The following is a 26,048-nucleotide window of genomic DNA, read 5'->3' as shown; positions in this document are numbered from 1 at the left end:
TGTAATTAAATAACATTCAATTGGTAGCGGTGGAGGGAATCGAACCCCCGACCTCACGGGTATGAACCGTACGCTCTAGCCAGCTGAGCTACACCGCCCTATGGCTCCACAGGCAGGATTCGAACCTGCGACCGATCGGTTAACAGCCGATAGCTCTACCACTGAGCTACTGTGGAATATGTTTTGATATGTCCTCTTGCTTCAGCGACAGTAATCATCGTATCACGCTGGCCTCTCCGGGTCAAGATGATTTTTCAATCCTTTTTTTCAATTATAAAGCCCGGCCTGGAAGGGCCGGGCCATTTCTTTTAAGATTCTTCCTGTTCATCCAGGACGGCTTCGGCGATATTGACGGAGTGATCACCGATCCGCTCCAGATTACTAAGCATATCGACAAAAACAATTCCTGCTGATCCGGAACACTTTCCTTCATTCAGCCTCAGAATATGTTTTTTACGAAGTTTACGTTCCAGCTTGTCAATTTCTTCTTCCTGCTTCACAACTTCTTTTGCTTCATCCACATCATCGTTTTCAAGTGTTTTGATTGCATGCTGCAGTGTGTTTATTGTCAGACGGAACATTTCATCGAGATCCTGGTACGCTTCTTCCGACAATGTCACTTTATTAGTAAGCTGATAATCGACAAGCTCCACCATATTCTCCATGTGATCGCCTATCCGTTCAATATCCCGCACTGTATCCATCAATACGGAGTGCATTCTGGAATTTTCATCCGACAGTGACTGTTCAGATACGAGCACAAGGTAATTTGTTATATTCTTATCAAGATTGTTGATCGCTTCTTCAAACTGTACCGTAAGTTCTGAATGACGTTTTTGAGTTGTTTTCAGATACTGCAGCGACTCTGTCAGACCTTTTTCAGCAAACTCAGCCATCCTGAGTGTTTCCGATTTAGCCTGTCCGAGTGCAATTCCCGGTGACCGCTCGATGAAGCTCGTGTCAAGGTGCCGGGCTTTCATTTCAATTTCTGTATCCTTACCGGGAATCAGTTTTGTAACCAAAATAGCCAGCAGCCCGATAAACGGCAGCTGCAGCAGCGTGTTGGAAACATTAAATATGCCGTGGGCAAACGCTACAGTCATTCGCTCATTCAAGTTCAACCAGTCCTGCACATTTTCCATCAGCAGCGTGTAAGGCGAGAGCAGGATAAGTATGATAGTCGTTCCAATCAGGTTGAATATGACGTGGACGAAGGCCGCCCGCTTCGCTGCAACGGAAGCGCCGATAGCTGCAAATACCGCGGTAATTGTCGTACCGATATTATCACCGAAAAGAACCGGCATGACCGCATCAAGCATGATGGCTCCCTGCTGATACAGCTCCTGCAGCAGTCCGATGGAAGCCGAAGAACTTTGTACCGCTACAGTAAAGGTTACACCGATGATGACGCCGAGAATCGGATTTTCACTCATGCTTACCGTCAAGTTCTGAAAGGATTCCAATCCTTCAAGGGGTGCGACACCTTCGCCCATCAATTTCAAACCGTAGAAAATACCGCCGAACCCAAAAAGAATCTGACCGATATTATTGATTTTTTTGTTTTTAAGGAAAAATATCATTACCGTACCAGCAAACATAATGGGCAGCGCGTATGCTTCTATGTCAAGACCGATAATAAAAGCCGTCGCCGTTGTTCCTATGTTTGCCCCCATAATGACACCGATAGCCTGATGGAGTGTCATAAACCCTGCATTTACCAGGCCGACTGTCAGTACCGTAGTACCGGAGCTGGTTTGAATGAGTATGGTAACTATCATTCCTGCAAGCACACCCATCAGAGGATTGCTTGTAAACTTGTCCAGTATTTCCCTTAACCGGTCTCCTGCTGCTTTCTGAAGACCGTCCCCCATAAACTTAATACCGAACAAGAAAATTCCGAGACCACCTAAAAATGAGAAAATGATCGTCTGAACATCAATTTCCAATCCTTTTCATCCCTTCAGTTGTATAAATTATAAATCCCCTTTTAAGACAAACCTTTTGCATTTTACTTTATTTTTTCATGAATGTCATTTAGTTTTTGTAAAGATTTTATTAAGAATTGTAAAGAAAGTTATATTATTTGTTTTTAGAACGTACGGACTGCGGTAAAATGAGACAGGCAGATGAGAAAGGAGTGCATAATGACAACACTTCAAACGTTTATAAAAAGTCTTTATTCCGCCGTATATATCGGCCGGTTCCGCTTTAAAAGCATCGGTAAAACAATCGGCTACATATTTTTTCTTATGATTGCAGCAAGTATACCTGCTGCCATTACCCTTACTGTCTCCATCACCGGAGGAATTAACCAGCTGGAATCCGCCCTTACCCATGATGATATGCCGGCCTTCACCATCAGCGGCAGAACGATCGATTCCGGTGATTCCGCTTCTCGAGACCTGACAGACGACAGCGGGCGGCGTATTGTGTTTGATCCTGAGGGAACTTTGTCCGAGGAGGACATAGCAGTCATCAAAGAACAAAAACAGGTTACCGCTTTTCTTGAAGATGAATTTGTTCTCAATACCCGCTCAGAACAACGATCTTTTGCTTACAGTATGGCAGGCGGTTTCACCATATCCAAAAATGATATGACGTCTTTAATCCAGGGAGCAGACGGCCTTCTCTTTTTATTCATTCCGGTAACAATATTATTAATGTATTTATTCACAACAGCGTTAAAATTTATCGGGATCAGCTTTCTTTCGGTCTACGGGCTTATGATACGGAGACGATCCCCGGTTCCTTTGTCCTACCGGCAGATCTGGATCATGTGCGCTTATGCGGTAACGCTGCCGACGATGGTGGTGACAGTTGTCAACCTGTTTCCCGGCCGGTTTCCGGATTATCAGCAGAATATTCTTTACTGGTTTACTGCCTTTGTATGGCTGGCGGTGATTTACAGCAGGCTTCCCGTACCTAAAAAAAAGAGACAGCAGTGAGAAAAGTTTCTCACTTGCTGTCTGCTTCATATTCTTCCCTGCGGCGGACCAATATTTTGGTACCGTCAACGGCCGCGATCGTGACCGCTTCGTCTGCTTCGAGCCATTGATCTCCACTCGTTGCACTGAAATGCCTGCCTTCTACAATAATCGTTCCTGTCGGGCGGAACGGTGTCAATGTTTTAGCCGATTTTCCTTTGAGTTCTCTATAGGAATCATCCATAGAGTTGTATCCCTGTTCACTTCCAAGCTGGTCTTTCAGTGTTATTTTCGACCACAGGTTGCGGCTGGTGAATACTTTCAGAAACAGTCCGGACGAAAATAATCCGGCAATGTAACCAAAAACCACCAACACGCCGTATGTTATGGATGGTGTCGGCACAGCAAGGCCGAGCCCCATAAGCAGTGCTCCAAACAAGGCAATCGTGCCGTCACTGATTACTTTTCCGTCCAGAATAATTAATGCTACACCGAGAAGATAAAGAATGATAATCCACATGCTTCCCCCGGCGTCGATATGAAAAGTGAAAAACAGGCTCATCAATGCAATGCCGAGAATCGCGAACAGCCCTTTTGCTTTAACAAGCATTTCCCCCATTAAGAAAAGCGTTCCCAAAAATACGACAAGAAACCCGATACTGGGCAGTTGCAGCCAATCCATATTCATCAGCTCCTTTTCGAGCATAAATTTCAAGCATCGGAACCATTTTGTATCTGTTGTACGTTTTCAATAATAAACCGTTTCAATTCCATTCTACCTTTTTCTCCCGTATTTTTCACTCATAAAGTATAAGTTCTATAATAAAAACACCGCCTTCAGATAAAGGCGGTGCCGAGATGAATATTATGCTGTGTTCTCTTCATTTCCTCCGAACCATCCGCTGAGCGAATCAATCAGCTGGTTGATGAAGTCCAGAAAACTGGATATGAAAGACTGTGTTTCTTCACTGTTCAAAAACTCGTCAAGATTGTTCCGGATATCTGATATCTGACTCTGCACCTGACTCCAGTCAATATTGAGATTCTGCATACGCTCAAATAATGAGACGAGGCCGTTCATTTCTTCTTCTGTCAACGACACTCCAAGATCCCCTGCAATCTGTTCAATCAAATTGCGCAGATCTTCTTCGGTTTCAATATTCTGATTGCTTATCCCCTCCTTGATACGGGTGATAAGCTCAGTTGCCTGCTCTGTGCCGATGCTCTCACCAAGTTCCGACGTCTTCACCATTTCCTCATTGGCCACCTGCTTTTGTTCCTCTGAAATTTCCGCCCCGGTCTGTGTTTCATACGCTTTAATCAGGCCTGTCAGTCCTGCCGTTCCGGAAACAGCCATCGGCGCAGTGACATATACCTCGGCGTCCTGTACCCCGGCTGTAATCAGGGCGTTCGCGTACATACCTTCGCTCACCTTGGTAATGTTATTGGTATTCACAGTGATACCTTCTCCGTCGGGGGCTATCGTTATTTTTGAAGAAGAAAGAGCGTTTGTGCCTATCTCATCCCCAAGGTATTCCCCCAGGTACTGACGTTCTTCTTCATTGGACACGGTTATAATCTCGGCATTCTCCCCGGCCTGCATTTCCTTAAGAATAGAACTGCGCTGCTGTTCGCTCAAATCTTCTCCCAGTGTGACGATGACATCGCCTTCCGCGGCTGATGAGGACATTGGAGCTGCTGCCGCCATTACCGCGGCCGCAGCCGACAGAATCATAACTTTCCATCTTCTCATATACCATTCTCCTTTTTTGACTACTTAAATATACCACTGTCGTTCTAAACCGCTGTTCCTGAACATATCATTACACTAAAATATTCTATCGTCCAGCCGGAGGAGTATAACAATGAAAAAAACATTATTCTTTATTCTTTTTATATTACTTTCCATTTCTGTTTATTATGATCTAACAGAAGGCATTCTGGCAGGCCCGGGTGAAGACAATTCTTCGTCCTCAGACATTATAGACGACAGACGGGCTGTAGAAGTTACAGTCGAATCCGGCCAGACCCTCGTGTCGATAACAAAAAAACTGCACGACGGAAGTCTTCCGGCACCGGTCGATAAAATAACCCGTGATTTCAAAGAATTAAATGAAGGAGTTCCACCGGATCTTATCCAGGTGGACAGCCCGTATCGTTTTCCACTTTACACACCAAAGCAGGACTCGTCTTTTTAATCCCCTTTGCTTGCCAAATCATTCAAAACGCTGATAGAATAAAGGTTGATCCTGGTTAAAGTAATTGATTGAAGACTGTTACCGTAAGTGATATATACTTTAGGAAAAAGGGGCGAATGGATTCATGAGCCAAATCACCCACCGCACAGAAACAAGACAGGTAAAAGTAGGAAACCTCGTCATCGGGGGTAACGACCAAGTAGTAGTACAAAGCATGACAACGACAAAAACGGATGACATTGAAGCAACAGTAAGTGAAATTCACCGCCTGGAAGAAGCGGGGTGCCAGATTGTGCGTGTCGCCTGCCCTGATATTCCTGCGGCTGAAGCTATACCGGAAATCAAGAAACGAATCAATATTCCTCTTGTCGTGGATATCCATTTCGACTACCGGATGGCATTGATGGCGATTGAAGGCGGCGCCGATAAAATCCGTATCAATCCCGGAAACATCGGCACCCGTGAGAAAGTGGAGGAAGTTGTAAAAGCTGCAAAAGCAAAACAGATACCAATCCGGATCGGCGTAAATGCAGGTTCACTGGAACGCCATATTCTGGAGAAATATGGCTATCCCACAGCGGACGGCATGGTGGAAAGCGCCCTTCATCATATCAAAATCCTCGAGGAGCTGGACTTTCATGATATTGTTGTTTCCATGAAAGCGTCGGATGTTCATTTAGCTATTGAAGCATATGAAAAAGCCGCTCAGGCCTTTTCCTATCCGCTTCACCTTGGTATTACCGAGTCAGGCACACAGTTTGCCGGTTCTGTTAAGAGTTCTGCGGGTCTTGGAGCCATCTTGAGTAAAGGCATCGGCAGCACTCTTCGTATTTCACTGAGTGCCGACCCTGTTGAGGAAGTAAAAGTCGGCCGCGAGCTTCTGAAAACGTTCGGACTTGCTTCCAATGCTGCCACACTGATTTCGTGCCCGACATGCGGCCGCATTGAAATTGATTTAATCAGCATCGCAAATGAAGTGGAAGAATACATCTCCACCATCAAAGCACCAGTCAAAGTTGCCGTTCTGGGCTGTGCCGTGAACGGTCCCGGCGAAGCACGGGAAGCCGATATCGGTATTGCCGGAGCAAAAGGAGAAGGTCTTTTGTTCCGGCACGGGGAAATCATCCGTAAAGTTCCAGAAGAGATCATGGTGGATGAGTTGAAAAAAGAAGTAGACAAGATTGCTGAAGAGCATTATGCCGCTCAGGAAGCGCAGGTATAACAAAACCTTCGGCATAACACAAAAAAGCTGTTCCGATAATGACATCGGAACAGCTTTTTTGTGTTATAAGCACCAGAGGCGCTCTCCGTTAAAACAATGGAGCAAACAACATCGTCACGGCGATGGAAAAAGCACCGATTCCGGCAGCCCACCATCCTAAAGCGGCCGCATCTCTTCTGACAGCAAAGATGCCGAGTATAATACCGGCACCGCCTGTGAAAACCGGAAGAAAAAACAGGGAACAGATACTCAAGATCAGAGCTGTCACGCCCAGCCCCTTCCCGATGGAGTCATCCGTAATATCGGCTTCCATCGTTTCGTATTGTTCCGCTTCTTCCCGTTGTGACCCACTCAGGTTGGAACGGCTTCCAATACCCGGGGAAGCCACTTCTGATGCTGTTTCCATTGTATAATCGTCTTCAGCGACCTCTACATCGTCAGGACCTTTTTCTTTCTGCTGCTCTTCCATTGTCCGGGTGTCCTGCTGGTTTGGACGATCTTCGTCCATGCTGCTGCCCCTCCCTGCTCTTTAAAAATCAGCTCTTTTGGAACAGATGAAAAGAAAGAGCAGTCTTAGTATGCCCGCCTGCCCGGCCGGCACACTGCCAAAATCCAGCATTACGCCCCAGCGCCTTCAGTACAGGAAGAACAGTATCCGTACACTTCAAACTTGTGACCGGTCACCTCGAATTCTTCGTCATTGTTGTCACTGATCCATTCCATCGGGCAGGCATCAACCTGTTTCGTCTTTCCACAGTCCAAACAAATCAAGTGGTGATGATGATGGTTTGTGGAGCAGTGAAAGCGAAAACGCCGCTCCCCATCAAGCTCTGTCACTTCCAGAATTTCCATCTCTTCAAAAAGGGACAGATTACGATACACGGTGTCAAAACTTACATTGGGGTAATTTGTCTGTAAAGCGGTAAGAACTTCTTTGGCGGACAGGTAACGTGATTCTTCAGCAAAAACAGAAAGCATCTGCTCCCGCTTACCGGTAAATTTATATCCTTCTTCCTTTAAAAGCGAAAGTGCCTGATTTACATTCATAATGGATTCCTCCTGCTGAAAATACGTACAAGCGGCTTCCATAAAAGCACAGCTCCGAGAATTAAAGCTGCGGATACGACAATGGATCCGCCGGTCGCAAGACTTAAATGATACGAACCGATGACGCCCGATATAACAGCTGCCTCCCCGATAATAATACTCCAAAGAACAAGAGCCCGAAAGCTTTTAGCAAGCTGCAGCGCCGCAGAAGCCGGGAGCGCAATAAGAGCTCCGACCAAAAGAATTCCAACTACTTTCATCGACATCGAAATGACAAGTGCCGTTAAAAAGGAAAACAAAAAATTGATGGTTTTCATGTGAATCCCGGATACCGCTGCACCTTCCTGGTCGAAAGAAACAAAAACCAGTTCTTTGAAAAAAACGATAAACAATACAACCGAGACCAAAAAAGTGACAAGTATAAAAAGAAGATCGCCTTCCCCGACCGATACGATGCTTCCGAATAAATAATCATACCACTCATTTTGCCCTGAAGGTGCCAAACTCATAAAAACCGCACTCAATCCGATGCCCGCCGATAAAATAATCGGGGCAGCCAGTTCCTGAAACGATGCGTATTCCTGTCTTAATTTCTCAATGAAAAGCGAACCTGCAAGAGAAAAAGCAAATCCTGTATAAAGCGGGTGAACGGGTAAAAATTCGAATGTTCCACCAATCAATACTCCTGCGGAGAGACCGGTCAACGTCACGTGGGAGAGGGAATCGGCAATAATGGAAGAGCGCCGGACCGCCAGCAGTGTACCGAGAAGCGGTGCAATCATTCCTATACACAGTGCCGCGATGATTCCCCGTTCTAAAAATGTTAAGTCCATGATTTTATCACATCTTCATTGTCATTATTGTAAAAGAAAAGTCTCTGTAACTGCAACTTATTCCACCGCAGCTTCCTTTTGGCGCCCGGGATGAAAAACAGCTCTTCCCGATGCCTTACGGTACAACATGGATGCAAGAAGAAGCACAAGGGCGGCCAAAACGATCATTCCGCCGGACGAAACATCCAGATAAAATGCCGAAATCATGCCGATCAATACGGATGCTTCACCGACTATAACGGAATACACAAACATCTGCCGGAAACTTTTAGCTGCCTGGAGCGCCGCTGCAACTGGAAGTGTCATCAAGGACGAAACGAGAAGAATGCCGACAAGCTGCATGGACGTTGCAATAACTAGAGCTGTCATAATAATGAACAGCAGATTCATGCTTTTTACAGGTATACCGCTGACACGCGCCTGATTTTCATCGAATGCGATAAAAAGAAGCTGTTTATAGAACAGGATAAGCACAATCGTTACAAAGATTGCTATTCCTGTAACCGCTCCAAGATCGCCTTTGCTCACAGCAATGACGCTTCCAAATAAATAAGCGAATAAATCCTGGTTAAATCCGTCAGCCAAAGAAATAAAAATAACACCCAGGCCGATAGCACTTGATAAAATAATCGGAACGGCCAGCTCCTGGTAGGCGGTGTAAACCGTGCGCAGTTTTTCAATAAAAAGGGACCCCGCAGCTGCAAAAATCATTCCCATATAAACCGGACTGAGCCCCGTTAGGACAGAAAGTGTCTGGGACAAAAATAAATGGAAAGCGATACCGGTCAAGGTGATATGGGACAAAGCATCCGTAAGCAGGGCAAGACGCCGCACTACTATAAAAACACCAAGAACCGGTGCTGTGAATCCAATCAGTATTCCGGCAATCAACGCATTCCGCAGAAAATCATATTGTAGAAATGCTTCCATTTTTAACTGTGCCCCCCGTGCTGATGGGACAGAATCTCAATATTTTCACCATACATGGACGTCAAATCGCTTTCTTCAAAATCTTCAGCTGAGCCATGAAAATGAAGAGTCTGCTGCAGGCAGGCCACATGACTCACATACTTTGTCATGACTCCCACATCATGGGTCACCAGCAGCAGTGTCAGCTCCTGCTCCCGGTTCAGACGTGACAACAGCTGATAAAAATGCTGTACCGTGGCAGCGTCCACACCGACCGTAGGCTCGTCCAGAATCAATATTTCCGGTTCACTGACAAGCGCCCGGGCAATGAACACTCTTTGCTGCTGACCCCCGGATAATTCTCCAATATTACGGTGTTTATACTCCAGCATACCCACCTGCTCGAGTGTTTCATCAATTTTCTTCTTATGGTGCCGGTTCAGAAAACGAAAAAGACCGACTTTAGAAAACATCCCCATCGACACAACCTCATACACTGTTGCCGGAAAGCCGAGATTAACCGAAGCTGCCTTTTGCGAAACATAACCGATTCGTTCCCAGTGTTTGAATTTTTCCAGTGGCTGCTCAAATAACGAAACTGTGCCTCCATCCGGCTCAAGCAGTCCGAGCATAATTTGAATCAACGTTGATTTGCCTGAGCCGTTAGGACCGACCAGCCCTAAAAATTCTCCCTTTTTCACTGAAAGATCGACATGACTTAAAATCGTTTGATGTCCTCTTTGGAACACTATATTATTCATGTTTATCATGGTATTTATACGGTCATCGACCATGAGCGGAACCCTCTCTTTTTTAACTATCGTAATAATTACGATTTACATATGAATGAGTATACAAGAACCTTATTCCATTGTAAACTGTAACACATTTATCGTGCTTGTTCTTTTTCTCAGCACCGTTTATCATAAAATTACAAATGATTTAAATAACAGGGAGCGATATCGGACAAATGATGACAGCGAAAGAAAAAGTGGCGGTAATTGATATTGGATCCAACTCCATACGGCTTGTAATTAACGAATTGGATGAAAAAACAGGAACAAGGGAATTGCAGAATCTGAAACTGGTGGCCAGACTGAATAACCATATTGATAACGATAACAGACTTACAGATGAAGGAATGAATATCTTGAAAGAATCCCTCTGTCAATTCGAGGAAGTTATCATGCACCACGGAGTGGATCGTGTAAAAGCAGTTGCTACAGCAGCGGTGCGCAATGCTTCCAATCAGCAGGATATTCTGGATTACATACACAACAGCACCTCGATGAATATCCGTGTTCTCTCAGAAGATGAAGAAGCGTATTACGGCTACCTTGCCGTCGTTAATTCCACAGACACGGCCGACGGAATATCCATCGATATCGGCGGCGGAAGCAGTGAAATTACTTTCTTTAAAAACAAATCCCTCATCCACACGCACAGCTTTCCATTTGGTGCCTTGACGTTAAAGAAGAAATTTTTTCCCGGCCGGGACCCGCAGAAAGAGGATATAAAAAAGCTCTCCGAGTTTCTGCGCGGGCAGTTTGAATCCCTGCCCTGGCTTCAGGATGCATCCCGCCTTCCTGTCATCGGAATCGGCGGAAGTGCCAGAAACATGGCGCTCGTTCATCAAGCCCGGTCTGAGTATCCCCTTTCCGGCCTTCATCAGTATGAAATGACACCGGCTGATATTCAGGATGTCTTACAGGATTTCGAAAAAGCCGGATTTAAACAGAGGGAAAACATGGAAGGTCTCTCTAAAGACCGCGCAGACGTCATTATTCCGGCCGTGCGGGTCATTCATGAATTGATTTCCTATCTCCAATCTGATTATTTCATGATGAGCAGCAAAGGTCTTCGTGAAGGATTGTTCTTTGAAGAACTGCTGCGCGAACATTCATTGAACTCGCTTCCTGATGTGGCAGAAGAAAGCTTTTTTCAGCTGAGCCGGGAATTTGAGATGAACGAGGAATACGTCCAGGAAGTTGGAAGTCTTGCCCGGAAGCTGTACGCAGAGCTTGAGGAAAGCATCCCCGGACAATTGAAAGAAACCGATAATGTCCCACTCCTGCAAAAAAGCGCACGGGTGCTTTACATCGGGGAATTCATCAGCCATGAGACAAGCAGCCAGCATACGTTTTATGTTTTAACAAACCGTTCTATTGATGGTGTTCCCCATTCTGAAAGGCTCGCCATGGCATTTATTGCCTCTTTCAAGTCAAAAGCATGGATGAAACGTCTGTCCCCGCCTTTTCAGAAATATGTTTCCAAAAAAGAATTCAAACGCTATGAACTGCTTGGAAGTATTCTGAAATTATCGTATGCCCTGGATCGGACGAAACGTCAGGTTGTTCAGGATGTTTCAGCTGTACAGAATGATGATAAATCCATCGATCTGTACATAGGATGCAGAGAAGATGCTTACAGTTACTTTGAAGAAATGAAGAGCCAGAAGTACAAAAAGCACGTCGAGAAAATATTGAAACAAAAAATAGCACTTCATTTCTATCCTATAAGTGAGCTTAACAAAACCTTTACATTTTAATGTTAAAGTGAAGATGAAATGATGTATTGTAAGGATAGGTGAACGAATGATGACTTCTGATGAACAGTTTGAACCGGATTTGAACAATCCGGCTTACTACAATAACCGGGAATTGAGCTGGCTTGCTTTTAATGAACGAGTGCTCCAGGAAGCTTTGGATGAAACGAATCCACTGCTCGAACGATTGAAGTTTTCCGCCATTTTCAGCTCCAACCTGGACGAGTTTTTCATGGTCCGGGTGGCCGGTCTGAAAGATCAGGTGGAAGCCGGGTATAATAAGCCGGAGAACAAAGCAGGTTTGACCCCGAAACAGCAGCTTAAACACATTACCGAAAAAACGAGGGAACTGGTTCACCTGCAGGACAATTTTTTCACGGAAACCTTAACCGCTCTTCTTCATCAGGAGCATATTGAATTTTTGACAATGGAAGAATTAAGCGCAGAGCAGATGGGATATCTCCGCAATTATTTTCAGGAATACATTTTTCCCGTACTCACGCCGCTGGCGGTGGACGCTTACCGGCCGTTTCCGATTCTGTTGAGTAAGTCCATCAACCTGGCTGTACTTCTCAAGGAGACAAATCAGGTACATAATGAACAGATTGCCATCGTTCAGGTTCCTGCCGTACTGAATCGTTACATCGAAATGCCCGGCACATCTTCGAACCGTAAACAGTTCATCATGCTCGAACAGGTGATCAGCGAATTTATCGGGGAGCTGTTCGTAGGCTATCAGGTTATCTCTGTATCCCCGTTCCGCATCACAAGAAACGCCGACCTTACCATCCACGAGGAAGGTGCGAGGGACCTGCTTGTAGAGATTGAGAAAGAACTGAAAAAACGGAAATGGGGAGCAGCCGTACGTTTTGAATATCAGATTGGTTTGATGGATGAGCGGATCCTCCATTATCTGACGGAGGAACTCGAAATTCACCCGAATGATGTGTACAGGCTGAGAGGACCGCTCGATCAAACATTTCTTTTCCAGTTATACGGTCAGATGGCCGAAGAATCAGAGCATCTCGTCTACGAGACATTGATTCCACAGCCTCCGGAAGACCTGCTTGAAGAATCAGATGTGCTGAACGCTGCCAGAAATAAGGACATTCTTCTTCATCATCCGTATGAGTCCTTCCAGCCGGTTATTGACTTTATTACAACCGCAGCAAAAGATCCGGCCGTTCTCGCCATCAAACAGACGCTTTACCGGGTAAGCGGTGATTCTCCCGTTGTCCACGCCCTCACCGAAGCCGCGGAAAACGGCAAGCAGGTAACGGTACTCGTGGAGCTGAAAGCCCGGTTTGATGAAGAAAACAACATCCAATGGGCCAAAAAACTCGAGAAAGCGGGCGTTCATGTGATTTACGGGATAACCGGGCTGAAAACACACAGCAAAATCACTCTCGTTGTCAGACAGTCCCGTGGGATAGAGCGGTTTGTCCATTTGGGGACAGGCAATTACAACGACTCCACGGCCAAATTATACACGGATATGGGATGGATCACTTCAAGAGAGGATATCGGAGAGGATGCGACAAACTTCTTCAACTACCTTAGCGGTTACCGCACGAAGCCGGAATGGAATCACATTTCCACATCCCCGGTGGAGATCCGCGATGAGCTGCTGCATCATATTGATAATGAAATCAGATATCACGAGAAAAACGGCGGCGGCCGTATCATTGCCAAAATGAATTCTCTTACCGATAAACCACTCATTCTCAAGCTGTACGAAGCCTCCCGCGCCGGTGTGAAAATCGACTTGATCGTGCGCGGCATCTGCTGCCTGAGACCTGGTATTGAAGGTATCAGTGACAACATCAGCGTCCGCAGTATTGTAGGCAGATTTCTTGAACACAGCCGCATTTTTTATTTTCATCATAATGGGACAGAATCCTATTTCCTTTCATCGGCGGACTGGATGACGAGAAACATGGAAAAGCGTATTGAAATTATGTTTCCGATACTGGATGACAGGCTGAAGGGACGGCTCGAGACAATCCTTGAGATCACATTGAATGATAATGAAAAAGCCCGGGTGCAGGACAGTAACGGTAAATACCACTATGTGGTCCGGGGTGAAAGTGAAGAACCTGTAAACAGCCAGCTCAGACTGTTCGAATACGCCGCCCGCTTTATTGATCATCAGGATGAATAATATTAAATTTTTACATTAGAACAAGAGTGGTGACGGGCTCGCACGTACTTTTTGAGGTCTGTTATGCCCGCCTTGTACTATCATCCCCGTTTTTATTCCTCGCGGTAAATAGGGAAAGACAAATTTATGTTTGTTCCTTTTCCAGACCCGCTCTCCACCTCAAACGTGCCGTTATGTTCTTCCATAATCTTTTTACACAATGGTATCCCCACTCCGGTCCCTTTCTCTTTTGTGGTGAAAAACGGCTTACCCAGGTTTTCAAGGACATGCGCCGGAATACCGGGACCATTATCTTTCAACTGAATAATCAAATGACCGTTTCGTTCGAAGCTTTCCAGGGAAAATTTATTGTTTTTCTGCCCGTCCGGAAAGGCATCCATCGAGTTTCGAAGCGCATTCAATATAATTTGTTTAAAAGACGACTCGTTCACTTCTATAACTCCTTCGACCGGATCAACCTGATAATCAAACAATACTCCCTGCATCAAACATTCCGAACGCATCATGTCAATCACGCTGTCAAGAAGGTCCCCGGGCATCTTCCACTCTTTTTGAACTTTTTTCCTGGCCACAGAGAGAAAGTTGTCTATGATTTCATTCATTCGTTCCACTTCAGACAAAATGGTATCCGAATATTTATAAAAGCTTTCCGTCAGAGAGGATAGCTGCAGAAATCCTTTTATGACGGATAAAGGATTACGGAGTTCGTGTGCCACACCGGCCGATAAATAGGAAACCGATTCCATTTGGTCCTGATACGTAAGCAGACGGTGGTATTTTTTTTCATACGTGAGGTCATATATCATAAGAAGGACGGAGTCTGTTTCAGCTAAATAGATTCCTTTCAGGTACAGCCAGTTTTCCGCCTGATCATTTTTCACTTCAAGTTCAAGGGGCTTTTGTTTCTCCAGCACTTCTTCAACAAGCTTAGGAATGACATCCTGTTTTGCCGAGCTGTTTAATAAATTTTCATATCCTGTGTTTTGGATAATACCATGTCCGTTTTCTGTTTCAGGATGCATGTATGATTCAAAGGCCTCATTATGCATTTCAATTCCCATATCCCCATTAATAATAGCTCCGGCATGCTCAAACTGCTGCAACAGTTCCGAAGTCTCGATGGAAAATCTACTTCTGGACATATTTCGGCCGCTCAACAGAATGTAACCTTCTGCCCATTCCCCGTTGTATTGAACATACTGCTTGTCCTGATGAAAACAGTGATGCACCGGAAACCCTTCACATTCCCCGCGGCGCCTGACTGTCTCCAGAAACTGCTTCACCTGCTGCTGTCGTTTTGACGGTACGTACCGGAAAAACGAATCGTACTCGGAAAAGAAGGATGCTGCTGTTTCATTGACGGATAATATTAGTCCACTATCTGACAGTAGAATTTCCATCACATCTGACCTGAGCTTTTGAAATTTTTCCTGAAAGTCACTTGTGTCAACGGTCTGCAGTGATTGATTCATGTTACCCCTCCTTATTAAACCAGTTCCATACATCTATGCATTCCCTGGTGCCCCTCCTTGTTCGCTCCTGGTTTCAATTATACTAAAATTTTCAATAATTGCTACATTTTTTGGATAATTTTTTCCCGGTACGAGCATTTGTATATTTCTGTCTACATGGAAGATTCACGTATACGGTGACATTTACGGGACTGCTGCATAGATATAGAAGCAGTTCTTTACGAGATTCTATGCATGAGGAGTGTCAAACATGAATTCTTTCAAAGAGCAGTGGATCAAATACAAAATAGCCGAAATGCGGCCGGAGGATATCCTTCACTATGCCCGGGTATTTGGTGTTCCCATGACGCCGGAGGAAGCAGCAGTTATCCTGCAGACAGTGCGGAATCACCCATGGAGCCTTGATGACACATCGACCCATCAGCCTGTATTCGATGCCATCCAGCAGAAAGTGTCACCTGGAACTTTTAAGGCTGTCAAACAGCTTTATAACCAATACATGTTGTAAAAGAAAACGCAGAATCTGCCGGCGCTGAATGTTGTCGATCAGTACAGCACCTGCCCAATGTAGTAAGCCGCTGCCGTTTTGGCTTTGCAGCTCAGTCGGGATATATGTATTTGTGTATTATTTTCGCTCTTCCACAAAGAAAATCCTCCCGAAAAAAGGATTTTCCTTATCGGGAGGGAATTTTCCCTATATTTTACTAATTACTGGGAAAGAAGTTCATCTTTCATCGTTTCGTCAAACGTTTTTTCAGCGAGCATTTCCAGTTCGTGTTTGTAGGGCGGCTTTTTGTTTTTCTTGTCTGTTCCGACATAAGGCGTCTCGAGAATTTTTGGAATGCTTTCGAATTCAGAATGATGGACGATATCTTTCAGCGCCTCAAAACCAATCCAGCCGAAACCTATGTTCTCGTGGCGGTCTTTGGCCGCTCCTTTTTCATTTTTGCTGTCATTTACATGGAGTACTTTCAAACGGTCGAGGCCGATTTGTTTATCAAACGATGTTAATACACCGTCAAAATCATGAACAATGTCGTAACCGGCGTCATGGGTATGGCACGTGTCAAAACAAACGGACAGCTTATCATTGTGCGTCACGCCTTCTATAATGGCTGCCAGTTCTTCAAACGAACGGCCGCATTCCGACCCTTTCCCGGCCATCGTTTCCAGTGCAATCTGCACATTTTGGGAAGGGTCAATTACTTCATTCAGCCCCTCAATGATTTTGGCGATTCCTTTATCAGCGCCTTCTCCGACATGGGACCCGGGATGGAGGACAATCTGTTCTGCGCCGATCGCTTCCGTCCGTTCTATCTCGGATCGTAAAAAGTCGACACCAAGCTGAAACGTTTCGGGCTTCGTCGTATTGGCGATATTAATGATATATGGAGCATGCACCACTACACTTTTTATACCGTGCTCCTGCATGTGTTCTCTACCTTTTTCAATGTTCAGATCTTCAATGGCTTTTCTGCGTGTATTCTGAGGGGCACCTGTATAAATCATCATAGCTGTAGCATTGTAGGACAATGCTTCTTCACTGGAGCCAAGAAGCATCTTTTTTCCATTCATGGACACGTGGGATCCGATTAACATCTTCGTATCCTCCTTATTATCTTCGTTTTTTGTTTTGTCTGCCGGCCGGACGTTGTGCTGCTTTCTTTTTGTATCCGGGTTTCACTTTCTTCGGTTTTTTCACCCCGGCACCTGCATCAGACGGTTTGTTCTTCTTTTTCAGAGACTTATGAAGGGGATCATCCATCGGGGTGAATTCCCCTTTTTTGAAATCAAGAAATTCACATGTTATACCCTGATCCTGCAGCTTAGCGACACGCGGGTATTCGGACTGTTCATCTATGAGGGTATAGACTTCTCCATCAGCACCTGCCCGTCCGGTACGGCCTGCACGGTGTACATAATAGCCGAGTTCTTTGGGAAGAGAATGGTTGATGATGTGGGAAACCCCTTCAATGTCCATACCTCTGGCCGCCAGATCGGTTGCGATCAAATACTGAACGTCGAGCTTATCAATATTACGCATGACCTGTTTGCGGCGGCGCGGGCTGATATCCCCGTGTAGTACATCGGCTTCTATACCTTTCATGCTCATCGCGTCAGCCACTTCATCCGCTTCTTCTTTCGTGGAGGTGAATAAAATGGCAAAGTAGGGCTGAAGCCGTGCTGCGATCTCCATGGTCAGTTCCGTACGGCTGCGGTGTCTGACAGGAACAAAGTAATGAGTGATATCAGCCGGTGAGGCTTCTTCCGGGCGGACATGTACATGCCGGGGGGATGTCATATATTTTCTAAGAAACGGCTGCAACGCCTCCGGAATGGTGGCTGAAAATACCATCATCTGCAGTGTTTCCGGCATTTGGGCTGCAACCGGATCAATTTCTTCGATAAATCCCATGTCGAGCATCTGGTCTGCTTCATCGACGACAAGCATTTCCACTTTGCTGACATCCACCACGCCGCTGTCTGTCATATCTTTCAGCCGTCCGGGTGTGGCTGTCACAATATGAGGCGGCTGCTGAAACTTGTCTACTGTTTTCTGACGATCGGTGCCGCCGATAAGTGTTTTGGCAGAAATGGGAGTGCCGTCTTTGTACTCCAGCAGCTTCACGAGTTCCTGATGAAGCTGGGAAGCCAGTTCCCTGGTCGGAGCGGTTATCACAGCCTGTATGTGATGTTTTTCCGGGTCAATCCGGGCCGCAAGCGGCAGTAGAAATGCCAGCGTCTTTCCTGTGCCGGTCTGGGATTGTCCTATAACGTCTCTTTTATTCAAAACAGCCGGAATCAGCCTCTCCTGAATATCAGCCGGCCTATGGATATGCTGCTTTTCGAGAGCTTCCAATAAAAAAGGAGGGAGCTCAAACCTTTTGAATCCTTTCATGTCTATCCGCCTTCCATGATACAAAAATGATCTTCGCTTCTTCTTTGCACAACTGCCTTTATGCCTTCATATTTTATCATAAACAGGGCAAAAACACAGCCGCGGCTTTCCATTCCAAAGGAGAAAGGATGAACAATATGCCAGGTTTTTTTCATGAGTATCCACGTGCCCCTTTACCGGAGCATCCACCCGCTCCTCCATCTCCGCCCCAGCGGTATCCATATGCTGGAGGGGTCCCGGGAGGGTTTCCGGGAGCTGTCCCACCGTCAATTACACAGAGAATACCGGAGCTGCAGACGCTTCTTCCCAAGGTCCAGCAGGCACTTCGAATGGCTCAAACTGCCGCTCCCTATATTAAGCAGTATTACCCGCTCGTTCGTCAGCTGCCTGTGTTTTTGAAAATGTTATCTGCTGCTCCGCCCTCCTCAGGATCTGCGTCATCAAAACATGCAGAACCCTATTCGCAGGAGGAAAAGCAGGAATGGATCGAGGATGAAGACAAAGGGACAACACCTGCTCCAAAACTTTATGTATAACAAATCAGAAGCGGCCTCCTCTTTTACATCCATCTTGATAAATAGTATAATGGTGTCAGTGTACCCATTCAATTATGATGTGGTATAGTCTGCGTTAACGAAGAAAGAAAGAAAATATGGATGAAATAGAATCAGTTTCAGAGGAGGCTGTTATGGAAGTAATTAAGATCGCCCCGAGGGGATACTGCTACGGTGTAGTGGATGCAATGGTTATCGCAAAACAGGCTGCCCAAAGTGTAGACCTACCGCGCCCCATTTATATTCTGGGAATGATCGTTCATAATACACATGTGACCGAAGCGTTTGACGAGGAAGGTATTATCTCTCTGGACGGGCCCAACCGTCTTGAAATACTGAGAGAGGTGGAAAAAGGCACTGTCATTTTCACTGCTCACGGCGTCTCCCCGGAGGTCCGCGAACTCGCAGAAGAAAAAGGACTTACCACCGTGGACGCAACCTGCCCGGATGTAACCCGAACCCATGAATTAATAAGCAGCAATAGAGAAGCAGGCTATCATGTCATCTACATCGGGAAGAAAGGTCATCCCGAGCCGGAAGGTGCAGTAGGCATGGGTCCTGATATCGTTCATCTGGTGGAAACCAAGGAGGATATCGAGGAACTTGAGATTCCGACTGAAAAAATCACCATCACCAATCAGACGACCATGAGCCAGTGGGATGTTTCTGATATCATGAACGCAGCGCTGGAACGTTTTCCAACCGCTGAAATTAACAATGAAATCTGCAAGGCCACCCAGGTGCGTCAGGAAGCCGTCTCAGAACAGGCCGGAGATGCTGATCTAATGCTTGTTGTCGGTGATCCTAAAAGTAACAACTCGAACCGGCTCGCCCAGGTTTCCGAGAGTAACGCAGGCACTCCTGCACGCCGGATTGCCGATATTACCGAGCTTAATCTCGCATGGCTGCAAGGAATCGAGACGATCGCTGTAACCGCCGGCGCATCCACGCCGACCCCGATCACCAAAGAAGTTATCGATTTTCTGAAGCAGTACGACGAAAATGACCCATCCACCTGGAATACCGAAAATAAAGTGGAAACATCAAGAATTCTTCCGAAAGTAAAAAGCAAAGCCAAATAAAGACAAAGACCGGCTCTCTTTATGGAAAGCCGGTCTTCATCTTTTTCAGCGGAATGTAAATGGTTCGGTGGAAATGGTGGAGGCGTAAAATGTGATATCGTATACGGAGATGTCGATCAGGCTTTCCATTTTACGTCTGACCCCTTCTTTTATAATCTGTTCGATATGATGACCAGGATCTATTGTGTTCAGTCCTTCCAGAGCCGCATCTTGCGCGGTATGAAAGTAAAGGTCTCCGGTAATGTACACATCTGCACCACGCTTTAGGGCATGGCTCCAGAACTTGTTACCGTCTCCCCCAAGTACGGCAACAGTACGCACTTCGCTCGGTTCAGGGCCGGCTGTGCGGACATGCCGCACCCCGAAAGCTGATTTCACATGTTCGATAAACCCTTCATACGAATGAGATTCAGAAAGATAACCGATTCGGCCGAGACCCATTACTTCTCCCTGTATATCGAGCGGGTACACGTCATAGGCAGGCTCCTCATATGGATGGGCGCTCTCCAGCACTTTGATAACGTCAGGAAGAATCGTTTCCGGAACGATGGTTTCCATGCGTGTTTCCGGCGCAAATTCCATCTGCCCCCGGGTGCCGAGATACGGATCGGTATTATCCCCCGGAATGAAGGTGCCGGTTCCGTCTGTCGAAAACGTGCAATGGCTGTAATCTCCAATATGTCCGGCTCCTGCATCGCCCAGAGCGGAACGGACCGATTCGACATGCCCTTCCGGCACGAACGCAGTCAATTTTTTCAAAGGAACTTCCGTCATTGGAACGAGCACTTCGGTTTTTTCAAGACCAAGAGCGTCAGCAAGCATATCATTTACACCGCCATCAGCGATATCGAGGTTGGTATGAGCGGCATATACTGCGATATCGTGTTTCATGCACTTCTCGATAATGGACCCTTTTCCTCCGGACGTTTCGATCGACGCCATCGGTTTAAAAATTAAAGGGTGATGCGCAATGATTAGATCTATGTCTTTTTCGACCGCTTCATCCACCACTTCATTGGACACATCGAGTGTTGTGAGCACTCTGTGTACCGGTTTGTTCAACGTTCCGACCATCAAGCCGACGTTGTCTTTTTCCAGCGCAAGAGAGCGCGGCGCCCACCCTTCAAAAATCTCTGCAATCATTCGTCCGTCAGCTGTTTTCATCAGGAAGGACCTCCTCTGCCAATCGGATTTTTCTCATCAGTTCCTGTTTTTTCTCCTCCACCTGTCCGGGCTGCCCTGCTTTTTTCAGCTGGTGCAGCACTCGTTTCCATTGCTCTTTTTCACGTGTCCATTTTTTTCTAAAAGCATCATTCTGCTCTTTCATCAAAAAAGGACCGAATAACATCTCCGCTTCTCTCATCAAAGGAGTACTGCTGTAGGGACTGTCGGCTTTACCGGGAATAGCGGTCAGAATTTCGTAGATGCGGTTGTTTTCTTCGATAATATCCTCCGATTCAAGCTTCCATCCATTTGTCCTTAACCACCGGCGGATGTTGACGGCTCCCATATTAGGCTGAAGAATTAAATGCCCCACTCCGTCCAGTATCGTTTGGCCGTCCTCCAGTATGGATGAGATCAGCGTACCTCCCATACCGGATATGATAACCGTATCAACGTCATCACCCTCCTGCAGCGCATGAAGGCCGTCACCGGAGCAGACGCTTATCCACTCCTCCAGTTGTTCTTCCTGTATGTTCCTGCGGGCAGCTGCGAGCGGACCGTCATTTACGTCACAGGCTGCTGCCGATGCTGCCAGGTTCTGTTTTAAGGCAAAAATCGGAACGGCGCCGTGGTCGGTGCCAATATCAGCAATGACCGAACCAGCACGGATGTGTTCCGCTACGACCCGTAGTCTTTTAGGTATGTTATCATGATTCATGGTTTCATGGATTCCTCTCTTTACATGGGAAAAGAAGGAGGACATCAGTTCCTCCTTCTTTATTCTTCAGAAAGTGACAGTAAATACTCGGCAACAGCCTGGGCGTCTTCCGCTGATGAAACGACACCGGACGGCATGTCCCCTACACCGTTTTGGGCTATATTAGCGATTTCTTCGGCCGACATATCGCTTCCAACGTTTTGAATGGCCGGACCGCTTCCGCCCTGCAGGTTTTCACCGTGACAGCTGATACAGTTCTCATTCACGACCTGTTCCCCTCTGGCGACAGGATCCATTTCTCCGCCCTGTTCTCCTTCACTGGCCTGCTGGCCGACACCGACAAGAGACAGACCCACGGTAAGCACAAGACCTGCGACAGCAATCAAAAAAAACGGAATGAGAGGTTTTCCCTTCATGACTTTTCCCCCTTTACCTATGTACATGAACTTTGCTTTACCAAGTGTGCATTCCTTTTCATTTTACTTTATTATGCCTGTCAAGAAAAGTCTCTGCGCGTACTTTTATAGTTTTTGTCATACTGTTATCAAATATCCGCGGCGACTACAAAATAAATATCGTAAAGACGGTGAGAAGAACACCCGATCCTCCTGCCCATAAAAGATATGGAAGCCGCGTGTAAAAGCCCGCGGCAAGCCATACGGAGCAGTTTAAAAGAATCGTCACATAAAGCAGCACATTGTTCTCTTCCAAACGCATGACAGTCGTTGTGCTTCCGGCAAAAAGAATGACAGCGCCTGCTGATATAAGAAGATGAAACAAGACGCTGTCCTGCTTCCGGGCATAAAAAGCCATACCGAAGACAATTGCCGCAAGCACCAGGTGCGACAGCGTTTGCAATAGAAGGGAAAAAGAAGTAAAATGAATAACAATAAATGTTAAGATTACTGCCGCAACCGCCGCACCAAGCATGACTGCAAACCGCTTATACAAGGGTGCGGACACGAGGTCAGCAGATGCTTCATCATCTGCTTGTTCTGCTTCCTCTCCTTCGGAATAAAGCATTAACAGAAAATTGCAGTAGTCATCCGGCAGTAAATGATTGGACTTCCAGTATTTTATTTCTTTTATCACAATGTCTCTTCTGTGTTCATCCATGCGAATTCCCCTCGGTCCGGACGCAGAAGTTTCCACACGCCGCATTCAGTATAAAACAGGAAAAGATTGCCCCTGGCGGCTCGAAAGGCAATCCATCCATTTTTGTTTAATCGAGAAAGTCTTTGAGACGTTTGCTTCTGCTCGGGTGACGCAGCTTGCGGAGCGCTTTCGCTTCAATCTGACGAATCCGCTCCCTGGTTACACCAAACACTTTACCTACTTCTTCCAGTGTACGGGTTCTTCCGTCATCCAGACCGAAACGGAGACGAAGCACATTTTCTTCTCTATCTGTCAGCGTATCCAGCACATCTTCAAGCTGTTCTTTCAGCAGTTCATATGCTGCCGCGTCTGATGGTGCTGTTGCTTCCTGATCCTCAATGAAATCTCCGAGGTGGGAATCATCTTCTTCGCCGATCGGCGTTTCAAGGGATACAGGCTCCTGCGCGATTTTGAGAATCTCACGTACCTTATCCGGGGTCAAATCCATTTCTTTGGACACTTCTTCCGGAGTAGGCTCGCGTCCAAGGTCCTGAAGAAGCTGACGCTGCACTCTGATCAGTTTATTGATTGTCTCCACCATATGAACAGGAATGCGTATCGTTCTGGCCTGGTCCGCAATCGCCCTGGTAATGGCCTGACGTATCCACCACGTAGCATACGTACTGAACTTAAATCCTTTATCATAGTCAAACTTTTCTACGGCTTTTATGAGTCCCATGTTCCCTTCCTGAATAAGGTCAAGAAACAGCATGCCGCGACCGACATAACGCTTCGCGATGGAAACGACGAGCCGGAGGTTTGCTTCGGCAAGACGGCGTTTTGCTTCGTCATCACCTTCTTCAATCTGTTTGGCGTACGTGATTTCCTCTTGGGCGGAAAGAAGAGGGACCCGGCCGATTTCCTTCAGATACATACGGACGGGATCGTTGATTTTAATACCCGGGGGTACACTGAGATCATTCAGATCGAGCTCTTCTTCTTCTTTTTCCACTTGTTCCATGCTCGGAACTTCTTCGCCTTCATTAAGCAGATCAATTCCCTGTTCTCCGAGATATTCAAAAAACTCGTCCATCTGCTCTGAATCCTGGTCATACGGCGCCAGTTTTTCTGTTATTTCAGCATACGAGAGAACTCCCCGTTTTTTACCGGTTTCGAGTAACTGCTCTTTCACTTGATCGATCGACATTTCACCTTCCGCGAGCGGGCGCGTTGGTTTTTCAGCCATCCTCGATCCCTCCTTCCAATCTTCAAACCGCTGTTTCTCTTTTGAACTCGTGTCGTGTCCGTGGGAATGTACCATATTTATTCTCAGCAGTGTACCAGAAAAAATTCAAAATAACTCCCTATCGTACTCTAAGGAGTTTATTTTTTCAAGGCTTTTTTCATGTTAATCATTTCATTTCCCAGTTTGGCAGCAAGTTCAACATCCTGATTTCGTTCAGCTTCTTTCAGCTTTTGGTGTATTTGTTCTATTTCTACCCATTTTGGATAGTTTTTAATCTTGTCCACATAGTCAGCTAATTCATTTTCCGACATGTGTTCTGTAATGTCAAGCATTGCGATGTCGGATGCTTCCTTTATCAGTTCCGGATCATTGAGGTGGTTGATAAAGGCTCCTGTATCAGCCGGGTTCCCTTCTCCGTAGTAGGCATAGAGATGAGCGGCAAGAGCGATATGATGATCCAGGTTGAACTCACCGCCGAGTTTTTCCTGTACTTCCATACAGGCATCTCTGTCATGTATCATGTGCGCGAGAAGATACCGTTCCGCGTTTTGGTGAGCCGGATTCAGCCTGGCTCCGGAGTAGTGGTCAAATCCCCGGCGCTTCTCTTCTTTTTCCTGTTCTCTTCCGCCTGCGGGAGAATGTTTCTTTCCGCCCTGTTCTTTAAAGATACGGTACTGCTCCTGTTTCAATGCATCAAGCGACAGCGAGAATTCATCAGCTACCTGTCTCAGGTAAAAATCCCGCTCAACCGCCCGGGAAAGAGCAGTCATCTCTTTTAATACTTCTTCGATGTAACGGAGCTTATCTCCTTCGTCCTGGAGATTTTTATCTTTTTTCAGCGCCTGCATTTTAAAGCTCATAAAAGGGAGAGCCATTTCGATAATTTCCTTTTGGAAACGATCCGGCCCATACATCTGAATGTAGTCATCCGGGTCCGTCTGGGCGGGAAGCATGGCCGCCTCCACATTCAGTCCTTGTTTTTCAAGGACTTCACCTGCTCTCCAGGCCGCATCCTGCCCGGCATTATCCCCGTCATAGCAGATAATAATACGCTCGGTGTTACGGCGGATAATCTGGGCCTGTCTGTCTGTCAAAGAAGTGCCGAGCGATGCCATGCCGTTATCAACACCCGCCTTGTGGGCAGCGATAACGTCGGCATATCCTTCAAACAGCACAGCCGCATTCTCTCGTCTGACTGCCTTTCTTGCCACATCAAATCCATACAGGAGTTCATTTTTATGAAATAATGGTGAATCGGGGCTGTTCAGATATTTAGGCTCCGCCCCGCCGAGTGTTCTTCCGCCGAATCCAACTGTCCGGCCTCTCAAATCACGGATGGGAAACATAATCCGGTTCCGGAATCTATCACGAAGTTCCCCTGTCGATTCGGTCCGGTAGAGAAGCCCCTGTTCGTTCATCTGATCGAAATCGAAACCTCGTTTATCAAGCAGACCTTTCAGCACCTCAGGCTGGTCAGGCGAAAACCCGAGCTGAAAACGTTCCATCAGTTCAGCCGTAACCCCGCGTGCTTCAAGATAGTCATACGCCTGCTTACCCTGTTCTGTATTCATTAACACATGATGATAAAATCTGGCCGCCAGTTCGTGTCCCTCATTTTGTGACGGTAATTCATCATTTTTTCCTGCACCGGATGAAACAGAATCCATTTCCGGAACAGCAATCCCGCTTTTGTCCGCCAGGTTTTTCACTGCTTCCACAAAGGAAATACCTTCCACTTCCATGACGAACGTTATTGCATTTCCACCGGCTCCACATCCGAAACAGTGATACAGCTGTTTGTCCGGTGAAACGGAAAAGGACGGTGTTTTTTCCCCGTGAAACGGGCATAATCCAAGATAGTGTTTTCCCTGCTTTTTCAGCTGCAGGTGTTCACTTACCACATCAACGATATCCAGAGACTGTTGAACCTCGGTGATTGTTTCTTCCGGTATTAAACCTGCCAACACTTCATCCCCCGC

At 46.3% G+C, this 26,048-nt stretch carries 25 protein-coding genes and 2 tRNA genes; 8 read left to right on the top strand and 19 right to left on the bottom strand.

The annotated features are described in order from the left end of the window. Positions 1–21: 21 nt before the first annotated feature. The 3 genes from BM124_RS03720 to BM124_RS03710 form a co-directional block, all read right to left on the bottom strand. A tRNA-Met gene (locus BM124_RS03720) sits at positions 22–98 on the bottom strand. Between the two features lie 3 nt (positions 99–101). Beyond that, a tRNA-Asn gene (locus BM124_RS03715) sits at positions 102–176 on the bottom strand. 132 nt (positions 177–308) lie between these two features. Further along, positions 309–1,940, bottom strand: coding sequence for a Na/Pi cotransporter family protein (locus BM124_RS03710; protein ID WP_170840960.1), 1,632 nt, complete (start codon positions 1,938–1,940; stop codon positions 309–311). 204 nt (positions 1,941–2,144) lie between these two features. Between BM124_RS03710 and BM124_RS03705 the strand changes: the two genes are divergently transcribed. After that, positions 2,145–2,945 carry a DUF1189 domain-containing protein gene (locus BM124_RS03705; protein WP_170840943.1) on the top strand — a complete coding sequence of 267 codons (801 nt, stop codon included), beginning with the start codon at positions 2,145–2,147 and terminating at the stop codon, positions 2,943–2,945. A gap of 10 nt (positions 2,946–2,955) precedes the next feature. Here the strand turns inward: BM124_RS03705 and BM124_RS03700 are convergent, their stop codons facing one another. Beyond that, positions 2,956–3,606 (bottom strand): NfeD family protein, encoded by a 651-nt coding sequence (locus BM124_RS03700; RefSeq protein ID WP_093335321.1) that lies wholly within the window; start codon positions 3,604–3,606, stop codon positions 2,956–2,958. A 183-nt stretch (positions 3,607–3,789) separates the two neighbouring features. After that, a complete protein-coding gene (locus tag BM124_RS03695) occupies positions 3,790–4,677 on the bottom strand; it encodes a DUF1002 domain-containing protein (RefSeq protein WP_425288507.1) in 888 nt (295 codons plus the stop codon). Positions 4,678–4,789: 112 nt separating this feature from the next. Here BM124_RS03695 and BM124_RS03690 point away from each other — a divergent pair, with 112 nt between their 5' ends. Beyond that, complete coding sequence (locus tag BM124_RS03690) at positions 4,790–5,122, top strand: hypothetical protein (RefSeq protein ID WP_093335320.1); 333 nt, start codon at positions 4,790–4,792, stop codon at positions 5,120–5,122. Between the two features lie 124 nt (positions 5,123–5,246). Continuing rightward, positions 5,247–6,344 carry a flavodoxin-dependent (E)-4-hydroxy-3-methylbut-2-enyl-diphosphate synthase gene (ispG, locus tag BM124_RS03685; protein WP_093335318.1) on the top strand — a complete coding sequence of 366 codons (1,098 nt, stop codon included), beginning with the start codon at positions 5,247–5,249 and terminating at the stop codon, positions 6,342–6,344. Between the two features lie 88 nt (positions 6,345–6,432). Here the strand turns inward: ispG and BM124_RS03680 are convergent, their stop codons facing one another. The 5 genes from BM124_RS03680 to BM124_RS03660 all read right to left on the bottom strand — a co-directional run bounded on the left by BM124_RS03680 (position 6,433) and on the right by BM124_RS03660 (position 9,894). Then, positions 6,433–6,852 (bottom strand): DUF4190 domain-containing protein, encoded by a 420-nt coding sequence (locus tag BM124_RS03680; protein ID WP_093335316.1) that lies wholly within the window; start codon positions 6,850–6,852, stop codon positions 6,433–6,435. Between the two features lie 110 nt (positions 6,853–6,962). Beyond that, positions 6,963–7,391 (bottom strand): Fur family transcriptional regulator, encoded by a 429-nt coding sequence (locus BM124_RS03675; RefSeq protein ID WP_093335315.1) that lies wholly within the window; start codon positions 7,389–7,391, stop codon positions 6,963–6,965. Beyond that, a complete protein-coding gene (locus BM124_RS03670) occupies positions 7,388–8,224 on the bottom strand; it encodes a metal ABC transporter permease (protein WP_093335313.1) in 837 nt (278 codons plus the stop codon). Before BM124_RS03670 ends, BM124_RS03675 begins: the two co-directional genes overlap by 4 nt. Before the next feature lie 57 nt (positions 8,225–8,281). After that, positions 8,282–9,154: a metal ABC transporter permease gene (locus BM124_RS03665; RefSeq protein WP_093335311.1), complete on the bottom strand. Its 873-nt coding sequence runs from the start codon at positions 9,152–9,154 to the stop codon at positions 8,282–8,284. Between the two features lie 2 nt (positions 9,155–9,156). Next, positions 9,157–9,894 carry a metal ABC transporter ATP-binding protein gene (locus BM124_RS03660; RefSeq protein WP_244504214.1) on the bottom strand — a complete coding sequence of 246 codons (738 nt, stop codon included), beginning with the start codon at positions 9,892–9,894 and terminating at the stop codon, positions 9,157–9,159. 209 nt (positions 9,895–10,103) lie between these two features. On the opposite strand from BM124_RS03660, the gene ppx reads away from it, so the two are divergent. Together ppx and BM124_RS03650 are read left to right on the top strand one after the other, a co-directional pair. Beyond that, positions 10,104–11,681 (top strand): exopolyphosphatase, encoded by a 1,578-nt coding sequence (ppx, locus tag BM124_RS03655; RefSeq protein ID WP_093335308.1) that lies wholly within the window; start codon positions 10,104–10,106, stop codon positions 11,679–11,681. 49 nt (positions 11,682–11,730) lie between these two features. Beyond that, on the top strand, positions 11,731–13,839 hold the full coding sequence (locus tag BM124_RS03650; protein WP_139217062.1) for an RNA degradosome polyphosphate kinase: 2,109 nt from the start codon (positions 11,731–11,733) through the stop codon (positions 13,837–13,839). 92 nt (positions 13,840–13,931) lie between these two features. Here the strand turns inward: BM124_RS03650 and BM124_RS03645 are convergent, their stop codons facing one another. Continuing rightward, positions 13,932–15,311 carry a sensor histidine kinase gene (locus tag BM124_RS03645; RefSeq protein ID WP_170840942.1) on the bottom strand — a complete coding sequence of 460 codons (1,380 nt, stop codon included), beginning with the start codon at positions 15,309–15,311 and terminating at the stop codon, positions 13,932–13,934. A gap of 250 nt (positions 15,312–15,561) precedes the next feature. Here BM124_RS03645 and BM124_RS03640 point away from each other — a divergent pair, with 250 nt between their 5' ends. Further along, positions 15,562–15,819, top strand: coding sequence for a DUF2624 family protein (locus tag BM124_RS03640; protein WP_093335305.1), 258 nt, complete (start codon positions 15,562–15,564; stop codon positions 15,817–15,819). Positions 15,820–16,019: 200 nt separating this feature from the next. Here BM124_RS03640 and BM124_RS03635 read toward each other — a convergent pair whose 3' ends face one another. Next, positions 16,020–16,910: a deoxyribonuclease IV gene (locus tag BM124_RS03635; RefSeq protein ID WP_093335304.1), complete on the bottom strand. Its 891-nt coding sequence runs from the start codon at positions 16,908–16,910 to the stop codon at positions 16,020–16,022. 16 nt (positions 16,911–16,926) lie between these two features. Continuing rightward, positions 16,927–18,210, bottom strand: coding sequence for a DEAD/DEAH box helicase (locus BM124_RS03630; protein ID WP_093335303.1), 1,284 nt, complete (start codon positions 18,208–18,210; stop codon positions 16,927–16,929). A gap of 26 nt (positions 18,211–18,236) precedes the next feature. On the opposite strand from BM124_RS03630, the gene vrrA reads away from it, so the two are divergent. Together vrrA and BM124_RS03620 are read left to right on the top strand one after the other, a co-directional pair. Beyond that, positions 18,237–18,746 carry a VrrA/YqfQ family protein gene (gene vrrA / locus BM124_RS19460; protein ID WP_093335302.1) on the top strand — a complete coding sequence of 170 codons (510 nt, stop codon included), beginning with the start codon at positions 18,237–18,239 and terminating at the stop codon, positions 18,744–18,746. A 152-nt stretch (positions 18,747–18,898) separates the two neighbouring features. After that, positions 18,899–19,846 (top strand): 4-hydroxy-3-methylbut-2-enyl diphosphate reductase, encoded by a 948-nt coding sequence (locus BM124_RS03620; protein WP_093335301.1) that lies wholly within the window; start codon positions 18,899–18,901, stop codon positions 19,844–19,846. A gap of 45 nt (positions 19,847–19,891) precedes the next feature. Here the strand turns inward: BM124_RS03620 and BM124_RS03615 are convergent, their stop codons facing one another. The 6 genes from BM124_RS03615 to dnaG form a co-directional block, all read right to left on the bottom strand. Beyond that, positions 19,892–21,013, bottom strand: coding sequence for a Nif3-like dinuclear metal center hexameric protein (locus BM124_RS03615; RefSeq protein WP_425288521.1), 1,122 nt, complete (start codon positions 21,011–21,013; stop codon positions 19,892–19,894). Further along, complete coding sequence (locus tag BM124_RS03610) at positions 20,997–21,728, bottom strand: tRNA (adenine(22)-N(1))-methyltransferase (protein WP_170840940.1); 732 nt, start codon at positions 21,726–21,728, stop codon at positions 20,997–20,999. The genes BM124_RS03615 and BM124_RS03610 overlap by 17 nt, the downstream gene beginning before the upstream one ends. A 59-nt stretch (positions 21,729–21,787) precedes the next feature. Continuing rightward, positions 21,788–22,144 (bottom strand): c-type cytochrome, encoded by a 357-nt coding sequence (locus BM124_RS03605; protein WP_093335298.1) that lies wholly within the window; start codon positions 22,142–22,144, stop codon positions 21,788–21,790. Positions 22,145–22,289: 145 nt separating this feature from the next. Then, positions 22,290–22,844, bottom strand: coding sequence for a hypothetical protein (locus tag BM124_RS03600; protein ID WP_093335297.1), 555 nt, complete (start codon positions 22,842–22,844; stop codon positions 22,290–22,292). Positions 22,845–22,950: 106 nt separating this feature from the next. Then, positions 22,951–24,069 (bottom strand): RNA polymerase sigma factor RpoD, encoded by a 1,119-nt coding sequence (rpoD, locus tag BM124_RS03595; RefSeq protein WP_026700327.1) that lies wholly within the window; start codon positions 24,067–24,069, stop codon positions 22,951–22,953. 137 nt (positions 24,070–24,206) lie between these two features. Then, on the bottom strand, positions 24,207–26,033 hold the full coding sequence (gene dnaG, locus BM124_RS03590) for a DNA primase (protein ID WP_093335296.1): 1,827 nt from the start codon (positions 26,031–26,033) through the stop codon (positions 24,207–24,209). Positions 26,034–26,048 lie beyond the last annotated feature (15 nt).

The sequence above is a fragment of the Salibacterium halotolerans genome, assembly GCF_900115625.1.
GTDB classification, from domain to species: Bacteria; Bacillota; Bacilli; order Bacillales; family Marinococcaceae; genus Salibacterium; species Salibacterium halotolerans.
Note: the sequence above shows the minus strand (reverse complement) of the source record. Positions and strands in the feature narration are given on the sequence as shown.

Bases quoted from the DNA above. Each gene is read 5' to 3' on its own strand.
- BM124_RS03640 (WP_093335305.1), top strand. From the start codon at position 15,562: ATGAATTCTTTCAAAGAGCAGTGGATCAAATACAAAATAGCCGAAATG.
- BM124_RS03600 (WP_093335297.1), bottom strand. From the start codon at position 22,844: ATGGATGAACACAGAAGAGACATTGTGATAAAAGAAATAAAATACTGG.
- BM124_RS03660 (WP_244504214.1), bottom strand. From the start codon at position 9,894: ATGAATAATATAGTGTTCCAAAGAGGACATCAAACGATTTTAAGTCAT.
- BM124_RS03680 (WP_093335316.1), bottom strand. From the start codon at position 6,852: ATGGACGAAGATCGTCCAAACCAGCAGGACACCCGGACAATGGAAGAG.
- BM124_RS03705 (WP_170840943.1), top strand. From the start codon at position 2,145: ATGACAACACTTCAAACGTTTATAAAAAGTCTTTATTCCGCCGTATAT.
- vrrA (WP_093335302.1), top strand. From the start codon at position 18,237: ATGATCTTCGCTTCTTCTTTGCACAACTGCCTTTATGCCTTCATATTT.
- ppx (WP_093335308.1), top strand. From the start codon at position 10,104: ATGATGACAGCGAAAGAAAAAGTGGCGGTAATTGATATTGGATCCAAC.
- BM124_RS03695 (WP_425288507.1), bottom strand. From the start codon at position 4,677: ATGAGAAGATGGAAAGTTATGATTCTGTCGGCTGCGGCCGCGGTAATG.
- BM124_RS03605 (WP_093335298.1), bottom strand. From the start codon at position 22,144: ATGAAGGGAAAACCTCTCATTCCGTTTTTTTTGATTGCTGTCGCAGGT.
- BM124_RS03610 (WP_170840940.1), bottom strand. From the start codon at position 21,728: ATGAATCATGATAACATACCTAAAAGACTACGGGTCGTAGCGGAACAC.
- BM124_RS03635 (WP_093335304.1), bottom strand. From the start codon at position 16,910: ATGTTAATCGGATCCCACGTGTCCATGAATGGAAAAAAGATGCTTCTT.
- BM124_RS03675 (WP_093335315.1), bottom strand. From the start codon at position 7,391: ATGAATGTAAATCAGGCACTTTCGCTTTTAAAGGAAGAAGGATATAAA.
- ispG (WP_093335318.1), top strand. From the start codon at position 5,247: ATGAGCCAAATCACCCACCGCACAGAAACAAGACAGGTAAAAGTAGGA.
- BM124_RS03670 (WP_093335313.1), bottom strand. From the start codon at position 8,224: ATGGACTTAACATTTTTAGAACGGGGAATCATCGCGGCACTGTGTATA.
- BM124_RS03665 (WP_093335311.1), bottom strand. From the start codon at position 9,154: ATGGAAGCATTTCTACAATATGATTTTCTGCGGAATGCGTTGATTGCC.
- BM124_RS03630 (WP_093335303.1), bottom strand. From the start codon at position 18,210: ATGAAAGGATTCAAAAGGTTTGAGCTCCCTCCTTTTTTATTGGAAGCT.
- BM124_RS03620 (WP_093335301.1), top strand. From the start codon at position 18,899: ATGGAAGTAATTAAGATCGCCCCGAGGGGATACTGCTACGGTGTAGTG.
- rpoD (WP_026700327.1), bottom strand. From the start codon at position 24,069: ATGGCTGAAAAACCAACGCGCCCGCTCGCGGAAGGTGAAATGTCGATC.
- BM124_RS03650 (WP_139217062.1), top strand. From the start codon at position 11,731: ATGACTTCTGATGAACAGTTTGAACCGGATTTGAACAATCCGGCTTAC.
- BM124_RS03690 (WP_093335320.1), top strand. From the start codon at position 4,790: ATGAAAAAAACATTATTCTTTATTCTTTTTATATTACTTTCCATTTCT.
- BM124_RS03700 (WP_093335321.1), bottom strand. From the start codon at position 3,606: ATGGATTGGCTGCAACTGCCCAGTATCGGGTTTCTTGTCGTATTTTTG.
- BM124_RS03645 (WP_170840942.1), bottom strand. From the start codon at position 15,311: ATGAATCAATCACTGCAGACCGTTGACACAAGTGACTTTCAGGAAAAA.